15 protein-coding genes are annotated in these 13,600 nt (G+C 66.6%); 6 read left to right on the plus strand and 9 right to left on the minus strand.

Features of this window, described 5'->3' with window-relative positions:
- Positions 1–204 precede the first annotated feature (204 nt).
- Complete coding sequence (locus tag ACLH0K_RS17390) at positions 205–633, plus strand: phage holin family protein (protein ID WP_411374769.1); 429 nt, start codon at positions 205–207, stop codon at positions 631–633.
- Between the two features lie 16 nt (positions 634–649).
- Here ACLH0K_RS17390 and ACLH0K_RS17395 read toward each other — a convergent pair whose 3' ends face one another.
- Together ACLH0K_RS17395 and ACLH0K_RS17400 are read right to left on the minus strand one after the other, a co-directional pair.
- Positions 650–2,002: a hypothetical protein gene (locus ACLH0K_RS17395; RefSeq protein ID WP_411374770.1), complete on the minus strand. Its 1,353-nt coding sequence runs from the start codon at positions 2,000–2,002 to the stop codon at positions 650–652.
- Positions 2,003–2,017: 15 nt separating this feature from the next.
- On the minus strand, positions 2,018–2,320 hold the full coding sequence (locus ACLH0K_RS17400) for a hypothetical protein (protein ID WP_411374771.1): 303 nt from the start codon (positions 2,318–2,320) through the stop codon (positions 2,018–2,020).
- 173 nt (positions 2,321–2,493) lie between these two features.
- Here ACLH0K_RS17400 and purB point away from each other — a divergent pair, with 173 nt between their 5' ends.
- Both purB and ACLH0K_RS17410 read left to right on the plus strand, forming a co-directional pair.
- Positions 2,494–3,936, plus strand: coding sequence for an adenylosuccinate lyase (purB, locus tag ACLH0K_RS17405; protein ID WP_411374772.1), 1,443 nt, complete (start codon positions 2,494–2,496; stop codon positions 3,934–3,936).
- Between the two features lie 129 nt (positions 3,937–4,065).
- Complete coding sequence (locus ACLH0K_RS17410) at positions 4,066–4,743, plus strand: histidine phosphatase family protein (RefSeq protein ID WP_411374773.1); 678 nt, start codon at positions 4,066–4,068, stop codon at positions 4,741–4,743.
- Here the strand turns inward: ACLH0K_RS17410 and ACLH0K_RS17415 are convergent.
- Together ACLH0K_RS17415 and ACLH0K_RS17420 are read right to left on the minus strand one after the other, a co-directional pair.
- Positions 4,740–5,600, minus strand: a complete 861-nt coding sequence (locus ACLH0K_RS17415; protein WP_411374774.1) for a serine/threonine-protein kinase — start codon at positions 5,598–5,600, stop codon at positions 4,740–4,742. The two genes, ACLH0K_RS17410 and ACLH0K_RS17415, sit on opposite strands and share 4 nt — an antisense overlap.
- Before the next feature lie 287 nt (positions 5,601–5,887).
- Complete coding sequence (locus ACLH0K_RS17420) at positions 5,888–6,415, minus strand: MarR family winged helix-turn-helix transcriptional regulator (RefSeq protein WP_411374775.1); 528 nt, start codon at positions 6,413–6,415, stop codon at positions 5,888–5,890.
- Between the two features lie 156 nt (positions 6,416–6,571).
- Between ACLH0K_RS17420 and ACLH0K_RS17425 the strand changes: the two genes are divergently transcribed.
- Complete coding sequence (locus tag ACLH0K_RS17425) at positions 6,572–7,075, plus strand: GNAT family N-acetyltransferase (protein WP_138137344.1); 504 nt, start codon at positions 6,572–6,574, stop codon at positions 7,073–7,075.
- A gap of 205 nt (positions 7,076–7,280) precedes the next feature.
- On the plus strand, positions 7,281–7,601 hold the full coding sequence (locus ACLH0K_RS17430) for a hypothetical protein (protein WP_411374776.1): 321 nt from the start codon (positions 7,281–7,283) through the stop codon (positions 7,599–7,601).
- Here the strand turns inward: ACLH0K_RS17430 and ACLH0K_RS17435 are convergent.
- Positions 7,598–8,665: an FUSC family protein gene (locus ACLH0K_RS17435; protein ID WP_411376517.1), complete on the minus strand. Its 1,068-nt coding sequence runs from the start codon at positions 8,663–8,665 to the stop codon at positions 7,598–7,600. The genes ACLH0K_RS17430 and ACLH0K_RS17435 overlap by 4 nt on opposite strands.
- Positions 8,666–8,823: 158 nt before the next feature.
- Between ACLH0K_RS17435 and ACLH0K_RS17440 the strand changes: the two genes are divergently transcribed.
- Entirely contained in the window at positions 8,824–9,660 is an 837-nt protein-coding gene (locus ACLH0K_RS17440; RefSeq protein WP_411374777.1) for an ACT domain-containing protein, read from the plus strand.
- 61 nt (positions 9,661–9,721) lie between these two features.
- Here ACLH0K_RS17440 and ACLH0K_RS17445 read toward each other — a convergent pair whose 3' ends face one another.
- The 4 genes from ACLH0K_RS17445 to ACLH0K_RS17460 form a co-directional block, all read right to left on the minus strand.
- Positions 9,722–10,642, minus strand: coding sequence for a diacylglycerol/lipid kinase family protein (locus ACLH0K_RS17445; protein WP_411374778.1), 921 nt, complete (start codon positions 10,640–10,642; stop codon positions 9,722–9,724).
- 81 nt (positions 10,643–10,723) lie between these two features.
- On the minus strand, positions 10,724–12,097 hold the full coding sequence (locus ACLH0K_RS17450) for an NAD(P)(+) transhydrogenase (Re/Si-specific) subunit beta (RefSeq protein ID WP_411374779.1): 1,374 nt from the start codon (positions 12,095–12,097) through the stop codon (positions 10,724–10,726).
- Positions 12,094–12,405 (minus strand): NAD(P) transhydrogenase subunit alpha, encoded by a 312-nt coding sequence (locus ACLH0K_RS17455; protein ID WP_411374780.1) that lies wholly within the window; start codon positions 12,403–12,405, stop codon positions 12,094–12,096. The genes ACLH0K_RS17450 and ACLH0K_RS17455 overlap by 4 nt, the downstream gene beginning before the upstream one ends.
- Positions 12,405–13,574, minus strand: coding sequence for a Re/Si-specific NAD(P)(+) transhydrogenase subunit alpha (locus tag ACLH0K_RS17460; protein ID WP_411374781.1), 1,170 nt, complete (start codon positions 13,572–13,574; stop codon positions 12,405–12,407). The genes ACLH0K_RS17455 and ACLH0K_RS17460 overlap by 1 nt, the downstream gene beginning before the upstream one ends.
- Between the last annotated feature and the right edge of the window lie 26 nt (positions 13,575–13,600).

Below are 13,600 nucleotides of genomic sequence, written 5' to 3' on the forward strand. Positions count from 1 at the left end.
TCTCTCTTCCTCCAATGGAATGAACGGGCGCTAGGCGGCGGACTACTCTGCTTCACGCTAGAAAGCGCTTTCTACAGTCTGAGAAATCGCTTTCTCTCGTGTCAAGACTATGTACGCGATTTGACCGGGAGGAGGCCTCCCCGCCCGGTGCGCCTGCCGGTCCCGCCCAGCAAATTTACAGGCCCTTGTGCAAGCATGGTTTCCATGGGTTCCCTTATCCTCCGGGTCATCATCAACGCAGCCGCACTGTGGGTGGCAAGCTGGGTCTTGCCGGGACTTGGGATATCCACCGCCGCAGCCTCAGAGGCGGTAGCGAAGACCGGCGTTACGGAGGGCACGGACACCATAGGGGTGGTCCTGGCCTACCTGTTCATCGGTGCGATTTTTGGCCTTGTCAACGCGCTTGTCCGGCCGGTCATCAGTTTCCTCGCCCTGCCCATCACCATCCTGACCCTGGGCCTGTTCACCATCGTCATTAATGCCGGAATGCTCTACCTGACCTCCTGGATCAGCAGTTACACGCCGGTGGAATTCACCATCGATTCCTTCTTCTGGACGGCGGTCCTCGCAGCCATCATCATCTCTTTGGTCTCACTGGCCGCCGGAATCCTGCCCGGTGGCCGGAAGCGGTAGGCGCCCGGCTGTCCACCTACCGCCCGCCACGCCCACGTTCGTGAGTGCGCGGGTCCTGGGGCGGAAGGACAGTTGACGGGGCCCTGGTCCGGGCGAGCGAGAACCGGGTTGCGGTAGCAGCACCACCCGCACCGAGTACGGAGCCCAGCACCGCGGACGACTGCAGCAGGGCGGGGTCATCGCTGCTTGCCACAAGGCGGGCCCCTTCCTGGTAGCCGTTGAGGCGGTGACCAGGGCCGAGGCCTTTGTCCCCACCGGGTTCCCAGGGGTTAGCCATGGTGACGGTGACCCGGCTGCGGGTCTCCGGGTTGGCTGCACCGTCGCTCCCGGGCACCCAGTCGGCCTCGTGCTCCAGGTGCAGTGTGCTCACGCCTTCCTCCAGAACGATTCCTGCAACAGGGGAACCGGCAGTCAGAACGTACTGCATGTCGTATCGGTCCGAAACGCGGGGATCCGCTGCCAGGTTCGTGGCGTGGATGCCGCCTTGGCTGTACCCCACTGCAACCACGGGCGCGCCGGGCTCGGCGCCTGCGGCTGCCAGGGCGTCAAGGACGGCGGCATTAACCGCGGCGGATTCGTACAGCAGCCCCTCAACAATGCCGGCCTCGTCGAACGGATTATCTTGGCCGGCTCCTGTACCTGCAGCCTGGGTGCCGGGCACAACAACCAGAAAGACCTTCTCGCCGCCGTTATCGACCTCGACAACCTCGATGTAGCCGGCTCCCCGCGCATCGATCTGCCGGATCCGCTCCAGAAGGCCGGCGGGTGAGGAATCGAGTTCCACTTGCACGCTCTCCTCACGGCGAACGGTGATGTCGCGGGGGATGTAATTGGCCACCAAAAGCATCAAGGCATCCCGCACGAACGGCTCCTGTTCAATGCGCTCCCGGACCTCGGGCGCCGTAAGCTGCATCAGGGCGATGATCCTTTCGGTGGTCCGGCCATCCGGCACTCCGGAAGCGATGCTGGTATTCCAGGAACGGCCAAGTTCCTCCACGGTGGCGAGGCCGAGAAACCTGCCCACGTTCGCCCGCCATTCCGCGTCCTGGTAATCGCGGATGCACGCCCGGATCTGGCTGCTGATGCGTTGCATTTCCGCCCGGGCGGCCTGGACCCGCCATTGGCTGTTCCGCACGGCGGCCAGATGCGGCACGGCGGACCAGGGCGGCTGCCGGTCAAGCCAGCAGAGCTGGTCCAGCACCCGTCCGACCTCCTGCTCAACGAATGCGAGGCTGCCAGCCAGCGCATCCAGCTTCTCCGCTCCGGCCGTCAGCTCCTCAAGCTGCACGCTGATGCCGGTGGCGCCACCCCGAATGCTCAGGTGCCCGTCCCGGGAAGGGCCAAAAAGCCGAATGCGGTCACCGTCCACTGTGAGTCCCCCGCATCAGCGCCAACTGTCATCGGTGGGAGCCGCCTGTGCCCGCTGCTGCGCGTGCCTTGCCACGGCTATCCTGGCTTCTTCAATGCTGTCCAATGCCTGGCCCAGTTGAACGCCCTGCCGTGCCACGGTTTCCCGGTAGGCCTCCCCTGCCGGCGACTGCCAGTCAAGCAGCTGAATGTCCCGTGAACCGGCCACGACTTCCTCTACCCTCGCTCCACAGGACTCAAGCCGCGCCACCAAAGAGTACATTTCGGCAGCCTGGTGCTCACCAAATTCCGGCGGCAGAACGCCGCTCACCGTCCCCATGCCCACTCCCTTGCCCGAAACCCGGCCCCGGATCCCGCCAGGTACCGCGCCTGCTGATGCGTCAAGGCTAAGGAAGGCGTCCTGCCAGGCTGAGCGCCGTCGTCGTGTATGTGGACAAGTAACCCGAACAAGGCCGCTTAAGGGGCAACTGCAGTTCATGAAAGAATCAGCACATGCCTGAAACCGCCGCCACAGCTGCTACACGTACGCCCTCAGGACGCCTGGCCCTTGCCGCGTCACCGGAAAAAATCGCCCTCGGTCCGCTGGACGGCCGCTACCAGTCGGCCGTCGCGCCCCTGGTGGACTACCTGTCCGAAGCCGCCCTGAACCGCGACCGCGTGGCTGTTGAAGTTGAATGGCTCATCCACCTGACCAGCAACAACGTCCTTCCCGGCGCCGGCGCACTCAGCCAGGAACAGCAGGACGGGCTGCGTGCCATCGTCACCGAATTCGATGCAGCGTCGGTGGCTGAACTGGCCGAGATCGAGGCTGTCACGGTCCACGACGTAAAGGCCGTGGAGTACTACATCGGCCGCCGGCTTCCCGCCATCGGGATCGAGAACCTGACCGCCATGGTGCACTTCGGGTGCACCTCCGAGGACATCAACAACCTTTCCTATGCCCTGGGCGTCAAGGGTGCTGTGGAGGACGTGTGGCTGCCCGCCGCCCGCAGCCTGGTGGCCCAAATCAGCAGGATGGCCGAGGACAACCGCGCCGTCCCCATGCTGTCCAGGACGCACGGCCAGCCCGCAACCCCCACCACGCTCGGCAAGGAACTGGCTGTCATCGCCCACCGCCTGAGCCGCCAGCTGGAGCGGATCGCCAGGACCGAATACCTGGGCAAGATCAACGGCGCCACCGGCACCTATGCCGCCCATGTCGCTTCCGTCCCCGGCGCCGACTGGCAGCAGGTGGCCCGGTCCTTCGTGGAAGGGCTGGGACTGACCTGGAACCCGCTCACTACCCAGATCGAAAGCCACGACTGGCAGGCAGAGCTTTACGCGGACGTAGCCCGGTTTAACCGCATCCTGCACAACGTCTGCACGGATATCTGGAGCTACATCTCCATCGGCTACTTCGCGCAGATCCCGGTGGCCGGTGCCACCGGTTCCTCCACCATGCCGCACAAGGTCAATCCGATCCGCTTCGAGAACGCCGAGGCAAACCTGGAGATCTCCAACGGCCTGCTGGACACCCTGGGCGCCACCCTAGTCACTTCCCGCTGGCAGCGCGACCTCACCGATTCCTCCAGCCAGCGCAACATCGGCGTGGCCTTCGGCCATTCGCTGCTTGCCATCTCCAACGTTGCCAAGGGCCTGGAGCGCCTTGACGTTGCCAAGGACGTCCTCGCGGGAGACCTGGACACCAACTGGGAAGTCCTCGGCGAGGCGATCCAGATGGTTATGCGCGCCGAGGCGATTGCCGGCGTCGAGGGCATGGAGAACCCGTACGAGCGGCTGAAGGAACTCACCCGCGGGCACCGGGTGGACGCCGCCCGCATGCAGGAGTTCGTGCAGGGCCTGGGGCTCTCGCCGGAGGCCGAGGCACGCCTGCTGGCGCTGACGCCCGGCACGTACACGGGCATCGCGGACCAGCTGGTGGACCACCTCAAGTAGGTCCCGGCAGGGAAGGAAGTACGACGGCGGCGCCGGGCCTGGGAAGGCCCGGCGCCTTCGCGCTTCCAGCGGTTTGATGGGAGGGGCCGGCCGGACCTGCTCCGTCTGCGGAGTGCGAAACTGGAGAGCATGAAACTGCTCCTCATCCGCCACGGACAGACCCCCGGCAACGTCCTTGGCCAGCTGGATACCGCCCATCCGGGGCCGGGACTGACGGAACTCGGTGAGCGGCAGGCCGAGGCCATGGCCAGGTCCCTGGCCCACGAAGCGATCGGTGCAATCTATGCTTCCACGCTGATCAGGACCCAGATCACGGCTGCGCCCCTGGCTAAGTTGCAGAGCCTCGACGTGGAGGTGCTGGAGGGCCTGCACGAGATTGAGGCCGGGGCCCTGGAAAAACTGACGGACCACGAATCACATAAGCGCTATATGGGAACGGTATTTTCGTGGGCGGCTGGAGACCTTGACCGGCGCATGCCCGCGGGACCCGACGGGCACGAGTTTTTTGGCCGCTTTGATGCAGCGATCGCCAAGGTGGTGGAGCAGGCGGAGCGTCAGCAGCATGGGACAGCAGTGGTGGTAAGCCACGGCGCCGCCATCCGCACATGGACCGGACGCCGGGCGGAGGACGCCGACCATGAATTCGCCGCTAAGCACGTACTGGCGAACACCGGGATCGTGGCCCTGGAGGGAAATCCCGGCTCCGGCTGGAAGCTGATCCACTGGGACGGCAGTCCGGTGGGCGGGCTGGCCCTCGCCGACCCCACCGCGGAGGACCCTACGGGGCGGGACGCAGCGGGAGCCTAGGCCGGGACCAGGCGGGCTGCAAGCTCTGCAGCCTCAGCCGCTGTTGGCCGTTCGGCAGCATCCATCGCCGTAAGGGAGCGGAGGAAGGGCCGCCAGCGGGGCCCGAGGAACCCGGGCACATCCGGACTCCGGAGCGTCCTGGCCACCAGGGACTCGATGGCAGTCCCCGGAAACGCCCTGGTGCCTGTCAGCAGTTCAAGCAGGACAAGCCCCATGGCGTAGACGTCCCACGACGGCTGTGCCGCACCTCCGGACGCCTGCTCAGGGCTCATGTAGTGCACGGTGCCGGAGGAAATGCCTGGTTCCGGCGCCGAACCGGCCAGGGCGGCGATGCCGAAGTCGATTATGCGGACGGGGCTTCGCCGGAGGCCACTTAGCATCAGGTTGGCGGGCTTGATGTCGCGGTGTACAAGTCCGCAGCCATGGATGTGCGCCAGCGCGCTGAACAGCCCGCGGGCCCAGAGGGCCACGTCGGCGGCGCTGTGGCTGTTGCGGAGGGACGCCTCGGACAGGCTGTACCCCAAGGCCAGCTCCTCGGCCACGAAGGCCCGGCCCGTGTGCGGTCCGCCTTCATGAAAGGGCCCCTCGGCGACGAACCTGATGATTGACGGGTGCGAAAGCGCGGCGAGCACCGCAGCCTCATTGCGGATCCGTTCCTGCTGTTTTACGGAATTGTCCACTGCCACCTTGACGGCAACGTCCGGGCCGCCGGCAAGGTCCACCGCCCGAAAGACTTCGGCTACCGACCCCCGCCCCAGGCGCTCCCGAAGCTGGAAACGGCCTGCGACCGCAGGGCGCCCGGAATGGAGCGTGGCATGGGGTGCCCGCTTCGGGGGCGCCACGGCGTAGGTGGTCATGCGGCGCTGGCCGGAAAAGCGGCAGCGAGCGGAAACCAGGCGTCAAGCTGGAAACCGCACTGGCAACGCCACACCGGAGGTAACTCCACCGGCGTGCCGGTCTCTGTGTCAAAGCTGTAGCCGACGGCGGGCCCTCCGATTGCAGGGGTGACCAGTTCCATGGGTGCAGCACAATGCGATGGGCAAGTCTCCTGCCGGTAAAAGCCACTCAAGGGGATCAACTCGCTCACGACTCCATCTGGTAGTACGTTGGGGGCTGATCGTAAGCCTACATATTGCTAGCCAATCTAGCTAGTCCGACTAGCAGCTTTGGGATGAACTTCTTCCGTAAGGGCCAGCGCCGCCGTCATCCGCTCCAGGAATTCCACCACCGTACGGGCCTGGTCCGCTGTCAGCGATTCGGTCACGGACATCATCCGGCGGTGCATCGCGCCCAGTGTTTCGCGGACCTCGCGGTCTGACTCGACCGTGGGGATGACCACCACCGAACGGCGGTCGGAGGGGTGTGCCTCACGGCGGACGTGGCCGCTGGCCACGAGCCGGTCTATCAGCGAGGTGGTGGAAGCGCTGGTAATGCCAAGAAATTGACTGAGGTCCTTGGGCACGACCATTTTTCCCGAGGCCTGCGCGCGCAGGAGGTAGCGCAGGGCCAGGATGTCCGTCTCACCCATGCCCATGGAGTCGCGGGTGGACCGGCGGATGGACGTTTCTGCAGTACGGTAGTCCCTCAGGGCCTTCAGCACAGCAGCACCATAGTCAAGCTGCCCGTCCGGCCCGTACCAGTAGCCGGAGCCTTCGTTGCCAGTAGAAACCATGCGCTCATTTTAGGCAGACTGCTTACTAGACTGCCAAGATACTGGGAAGCAGGCGCCCTTCCGCGGTTCTCCTGACGCTTACGCGGAAGAAACAATCGCGTAACCGCCTGCTCCTAGCCTTGTCTGGCATAGATCCTTCGGCGAATCGAGGCAGACATGCAAACCAATCCGCGGCTCAACATCCGGCAGGTTTCCTGGTCCAATCCTGTCGGGGCAGACCTGCGCCGTGCCCAGCAGGCGGAACTCGACGCCCGTTTTGGCACGGTCGACCACGAACCTGGCCCGCCGCCGTCGGAAGCTGACTGCGCCGTGTTCATTGTTGCCTACGACAAGGGGTCGGGTCAGCCGGTGGGCTGCGGAGGCCTGCGGCTCCTCGATGCCACAACGGCGGAAATCAAGCGGCTGTACGTCCTTCCCTATACCCGGGGATCCGGGGTGGCGAGCTCCATTCTGGCCGCCCTCGAAGCCGAGGCGTTCAAACAGGGGTTTACGCGCATCAAGGCCGAGGCGGGCTCCGCCCAGCCGGACGGGCGCAACTTCTACCAGAACTCGGGCTTCGAGCCGGTGCCCAACTTTGGCCCCTACATCGGCGTGGAGCATTCCTACTGCTACGCAAAGACCATCAACGCCCGCAGCGCCGCCCACACGGCTATGGCCTAGGCGGGAAGTTCCTGCTGCCGGTCAGGCAGCTAAACGGCTTCCGACGGCGGCGCGCGCGTTCCGCCGTCGGGCGAGGCTGAGCACGCGGCCACGGAACGGCTGGGCGACTTCTGCGAGGGCAATGCGCCCGAGCGCCGAGGAGGCCAGGCTCAGCGCCCGGGTCCGCAGCCGCCGCTGCCGGTCATAGGCGCGGAGGGCCTGGCCCTTGGCGCGTGTTGAGGAGATCAGCGAGGGTCACGGCGTCCACAAGGTGGTGGTGACGCTGGCCAGGCAGCACCCGGTCAACCGGGCACGGATGGCCTTTTCACTGGACCGCCCGGAGGCTGTGACCGCCGGCCATCACCTGCTGGTGGGCAACCTGGAACGGGCGCTGACCGCCCTGGGCGTGGCTGACGCGGCGGCCCGGACACGGGACGTGGCCGACTACGGCGACGGACACCTGCTCCACCTGCTGACCGTCAGGCGGGACGACGAGCCGGACGTTGCTGCCGTCGCCGCAACGGTCCGGCGGCTGCTCGCCCCCTAGGTACCCGCCGTCGTACTTCGCCCCAGCCGCCGCCAAACTCCCGGGGCAAGCACCACGGCAATTCCGACGACGGCTCCGATGACCGTCTCGATGATGCGGTCGCGAAGCAGTATTTCCGGCGAGGACGGGACAACCAGCAGCGTGGAAATCAGCGCGAGGGGCGTCACGAAGACCTGCGCCACCAGGTACTGCCGGATGATGAACAGCTCTGCGCCGAACTGGCAAAGCGCCATCACCAGCACGGTCTGCCAGGGCTGCAGCTCCAACAGGACGACGCCGGCCATGAGCACCAGTCCCAGCACCGTGCCGATGATCCTTTGGATGCCGCGGCGCACACGGTGCCGGGTTGTGTGTCCCACCAGGGGAACCACCGCGGCCACCATTGCCCAGTAGTTGTGGCCGAACCCGAGGCGCTCCCCGGCCCAGGTGGCCAGGGACCCGGCGACCCCGGCGGCCGCCAGGTAACCGAGGCCCTCCAGCCAGGCCGCGCGCTTCTCCTCCGGGGTCCTGCGGATCCGCGGCGGCCGGGTCCAGGGAGTGCGGTGGCCGGGCAGGACCCGGGAGGAGATGCCGATGAGCAGGCAGAAGGCCGTGGTCAGGACCGAGACCAGCATCCCCTGCCATAGCGGGGGCTGGCCGGGGATCGAGGCGATGGCAGCGAAGGCGAATATGTGGAAGAGGGAGCCTGCAGGGCGCAGCCGCAGCCAGGAGATGGCAACCGAACAAGCACCGGCAACCAGCGTAGTGGCGAGGACAAGGAACCAGGTGGCGGCGGCGCCGCCCAGTCCCCACGCAGTTTCCATCCCCGCGGCAAGCGATGCCAGCAGGATCACCAGCAGCATCAGGAGGCCGGCCCGCAACTGCAGGGCAAAGCGGGTCCCGTGCTGTTCGCCGCGGCCGTAGATGCCGGTGAACGCTCCAAAGGAAGCGAAGATCGCCAGGTCCAGGCGGCCGAGCAGCACCAGGGTAAGCAACGGAACGAAGACCCCCACGGCGCACCGGAGGGCGGGCTGGTGGTCCTTGTTGGCGGGGGCCATGCTGAACATTTCAGCGAGCATCTTCACGTGGGGCTGGCGCCTTCCTCTGGGCGGGATGTTTCGGGCGGCCACGCTGACGTTCACGCTAAATCCTATGACGCAGGCCGGGAAACCCTCCGGTTGCGTTCCCATGAATGGAACCCGCAGGCAACGCGTGTGAAACAGCTCCCCCTGATGCTTGTGTCATGAAGCCACCCCAGCACCATCCTGCGGCCGACCTAAGCTGTGACGTATGCGGCTTGATGCCTGAACCGACCAAGACCCGGCTGACCCTGGCCAACGTGGCCGTAATGCTTCCGATTGAACTGCTGGTCCATGCCGCGGTGGTGGACACGCAGCTTCCGTACGTGGCCAAGGTCCTGGTGCTGGCCGTCACCGCGACGGTCCTGGTGATCTGGGTGGCCGAACCTTCCGCTGCCCGGATCCTGCGCGGCTGGCTGCATGCCCCGGCCCTGCGGCACCGGCGGAAGCTGGCCGCCGCGCCGGCACTGTGGCGGGCCAGGACCGTCGTGCGGGATGAGCCGGGCTCCCTGCAGAAGATAACCCGCGCGCTGGCCCGGCTCGACACAAACATCCTGGGCATCCATGTCCACCCCGTTCCCGGCGGGGTTATGGACGAGTTTGTGCTGTCCGCTCCCGGACACCTCCTTGAACACCAGTTGCTGGATGCATTGCACGACGCCGGTGGCTCGCGTTCGCGCGTTTGGCCCACCACGGAGCTTGCCATGGCAGACGGACAAACCAAGGCCCTCAGCCTTGCGGCCAGGATCGCCGATGCCCCGGACGAACTGCCCCTCGCGGTAGCCGAGCTGCTGCACGCACGCATCGCCTCGCCGTCGGACGCTTCAGCAAAGGCGCCCGATGACGGCACCCGGCTGAAAATCCCCACCGCCTGGCACGGGCCCATCACCTTCGTCCGGCCCGGCGAGCCGTTCACCCCGGCGGAGTCAGCGCGCGCCCACCGGCTCGCAGAGCTCGCCGAAATCCTGGCCCACCGTTCCACCACGGCCCGGCCCAACTAGGTAGCGCGAAGTGTCGTTTTGGGTGCCCAAAACGACACTTCGCGCTACCTAGTTGGGGGGGTTACATGCGGAGGGTAAGGGCAGATGGAACAAGAGTCATCAGGACGTGCTTGCCCTGGCCCTCGTGGTCCCCGTCGAGCTGGTAGTCGTCGTTGTGCTCCAGGATAATTTCCACGGTCTTGCCCTGGAAATACTCAACAGACGTGGAGTTGTTCTTGCCCTTGACTATCATCCCCGCAAGTACAGAGAGCCAGCCCAGCCGTCCGTGATGGGGCGCCAGCACGGCCACGTCGAGCAGCCCGTCGTCCATCTTGGCTTCGGGGAAAATTTCCAGGCCGCCCTGCACCTTGCCGCAGTTGCCCACCATGACGCTGCGCACCCCGCGCCGAACGGCCCGCTTACCGTCAACCAGGACTGTCGCCCTGACCGGCTTGCCCGGCAGGTTCCGGATACCGGCGTCCACGTAGGCCAGCCAGCCGACTTTGTGCTTCAACTCCTGATTGGTGTCGGCCATGATCGTGGCGTCGTACCCCACCCCGGCCATCACCAAAAACAACTGTTCGTCGTCGGGGTTCATGCGGCGGGCGCGGACCACGTCAATCTTCCGTTCCGTTCCGGCCAGGGCTCCGGCCATGGCCCCCTCGTAGTCAGTGATGTCCATGCCCAGGTTCCGCGCCAGCAGATTCCCCGTCCCGAGCGGCAGCAACCCCATCGGGACGTCACCCCCGGCCAGCACCTCAGCCACGCAGCGTACCGTGCCGTCACCGCCGCCGGCGATGACGATGTCGGCTCCCTGGGCCAGAGCTTCCTTGGCCTGGCCGACACCGGGATCCTCGAGCGTGGTCTCGAACCAGAGCGTCTCACCCCACCCGTTTTCAGCGGCATGACGGGCGGCAAGCTCCTTCACATCGATGTCCACCGTCTTGGCCGGATTGATGATGATGGCTGCGCGCTGGGGTGCACGAACACTGTTGGCAGTCATGGCGTCCTTCGGTGGCATATGGAAAGGCTACTGATGAAAGAAGACTAGCGTGCCCGCGGATCGGGCAGAAGCACGGCCTGGCTACAGAGCCTTGACAGCACCGAGCACCTGCGCGAGCGAATCCTTGGCGTCACCGAACAGCAGGGACGTCTGCGGCTGGTACAGCAGGTCGTTCTCGATACCCGCGAAACCCGGGCGCATGGACCGCTTGAGGAACACCACCTGCCGGGCCTCCGCTACCTCCAGGATGGGCATGCCGTAGATTGGCGAGCCGGAGGAGGTCTTCGCGGCGGGGTTCACAACGTCATTGGCACCCACCACCAGGGCCACGTCCGCCGTTTTGAACTCCGGGTTGATCTCGCCCATTTCCTTGAGCGATTCATATGGCACGTTGGCCTCGGCCAGCAGCACGTTCATGTGCCCCGGCATGCGTCCGGCCACGGGATGGATGGCAAAGTCGACGTCGATGCCCCGGGCTTCCAGGGCGTCCGCAAGTTCCGCCGCTGTGTGCTGCCCCTGGGCCACGGCCAGACCATAGCCCGGCACGATGATCACGCGCTGGGCGTAGCCAAGCAGCACTGCCACGTCCTCCGGGCTGGAGGACCGGACGGGACGTTCGCTCACAGCGGTGGATCCCGCCGTCGAACCTCCCCGGAAGGCGCCGAACAGGATGCCGGCAACGCTGCGTCCCATCGCCGCCGCCATGGCGCGGGTGAGGATGGTACCGGAGGCGCCCACCAGCGTGCCCGCCACGACGAGGAGCACGTTTCCCAGCACCACGCCGGACGCCGCCACCGCCAGGCCGGTGAACGCGTTCAGGAGCGAGATCACAATCGGCACGTCCGCGCCGCCCACCGGCAGCACCAGCAGGACGCCCGCGACCAGTCCCAGGAGCAGGAGCAGCACCGCGGGCACGGGCGAACCGGTGAGGATAACGACGACGGCGGCGGCCACCGCTGCGAGCAGCACCGCTGCCATCACCACGGGGAGTCCGGGGAACACGACCGGGCGGGTGGTCATCAATTCCTGGAGCTTGGCGAAGGTGACGCTGGAGCCGGAGAACGAGACCGCGCCCACCAGGAGCGTGAAGACGATGGCAAGGCGCACCCAGGGATCACCCGCATGGGTGAGCTCGAGCAGGGCCACCAAAGCCGCTGCGCCGCCGCCCACACCGTTGAACAGCGCCACCAGCTGCGGCATCTGGGTCATCTTCACCCGGCGGGCCACCGGGGCCGCAACGGCGCTGCCCACGGCGATGGCGCCCAGGATCCACGGAATGTTTTCCAGCCGGGCGGACAGGAAGACGGTAACGACGGCAACCAACGCGCCAAGCGCCCCCACCAGGTTGCCGCGGCGTGCGGTCCGCGGGGAACTGAGTCCGCGAAGCGCCAGGATGAAGAAGACCGCGGCGACGAGGTAGAGAAGCGCGGTCCAGGTGGGGTCCAGGACGCTCATTTGCCGTCCGCCTTCGCGGCCCGGGCCACCTCTTTTTTGGCGTGGAACATATGGAGCATCCGGTCCGTGACCACGAAGCCGCCCACCAGGTTTGCGGTGGCCAGGACGACGGCCAGCAGCGCAACCGCAAGGACCCATGTGTCCGTCGCCTGCCCTGCCACGATGATGGCGCCCACCAGGATGATGCCGTGGATGGCGTTGGCGCCGGACATCAGGGGCGTGTGCAGGGTGCTGGAGACTTTTGAAACCACCTCGAACCCGACAAAAACGGCCAGGACCGTGATGGTCAGCAGGCTCATCCCGTCCATCAGTGCGCCCCTTCCTGCGGTGCGTGGATCCTCCGGGCCAGCAGCTCCGCAGTGGGCTGGTGCCGCACCCCGCCGGCATGCGTCAGGCAGGCACCCGCCAGCACCTCGTCGTCGAAATCGGCCTTGACCGTGCCGTCCCGGACCAGCAATGCCAGCAGATTGGCTACGTTCTTGGCGTACAGCCGGGACGCGTCGGAGGCCATCGCCGAAGCGGGGTCCTTGAGTCCCACCAGGGTGACATGGCCCGCGCCGTCCGCGGTGGGCACGGCGATGTCGGCGCCGGGAACCACCCCCTCCACGTTGCCGCCGGACTCAGCGGCGAGGTCCACGACCACGGACCCCGGGCGCATGCCCTGGACCATCTCGCGGGTCACAAGGAGGGGAGCGGGCCTGCCGGGGACAGCGGCCGTCGTAATCAATACATCCGACTGTGCCACGTGCGGTGCCAGCAACTGGCGCTGGCGGGTGCCGGCATCGGTGCTCAGCTGCCGGGCGTAACCGCCTGCCGCTTCCGCTGTTTCCAGGTCCAGCCTGATGAACGTGCCGCCCATCGAGGCGACCTCGTCCGCCGAGGCGGGACGGATGTCATTGGCGAAGACGCGGGCACCCAGCCTTTTGGCGGTGCCGATCGCCTGCAGGCCCGCAACGCCGGCGCCCAGCACCAGGACCTTCGCCGGCGGCACCGTTCCCGCGGCGGTCATGTACAGCGGGAAGAAGCGGGGCAGCCGGATGGCGGCTTCCAGGACGCAGCGGTAGCCGGCCACCAGGGCCTGCGAGCTCAGCGCGTCCATGGACTGGGCCCGGGAAATGCGGGGCACCAGTTCCAGGGCAAAGCAGGTGGCGCCCGCCTCCGCGAGCGCCTGCACGGTATCAAGTTCTGAGGACGGCGAGGCCATGCCCACCGTGACGGCCCCCGGTTTGAGGGACATGGCGGTGTGCGGGTCCAGCGGCCGGACGTGGGCAAGGATGTCGAGGTGGGGCGGCTCCAGCAGGGCCACGACGGCGGCCCCGGCTTTGCGGTAATCCTCGTCGGTGTGACCGGCGGCTTCCCCTGCCCCCGCTTCGACCAGCACGTCAAGGCCCATGCCGGCGAGCTGCTTCACCGTCTCCGGCGTCGCGGCTACGCGCCGCTCGCCTTCCCGGCGCTCCCGCGGTATGCCCAGTTTCACCCGCCGACTCCCCTTTCTGATAAAAA

The organism is Arthrobacter sp. MPF02, from assembly GCF_046605375.1.
Classification (GTDB): domain Bacteria; phylum Actinomycetota; class Actinomycetes; order Actinomycetales; family Micrococcaceae; genus Arthrobacter.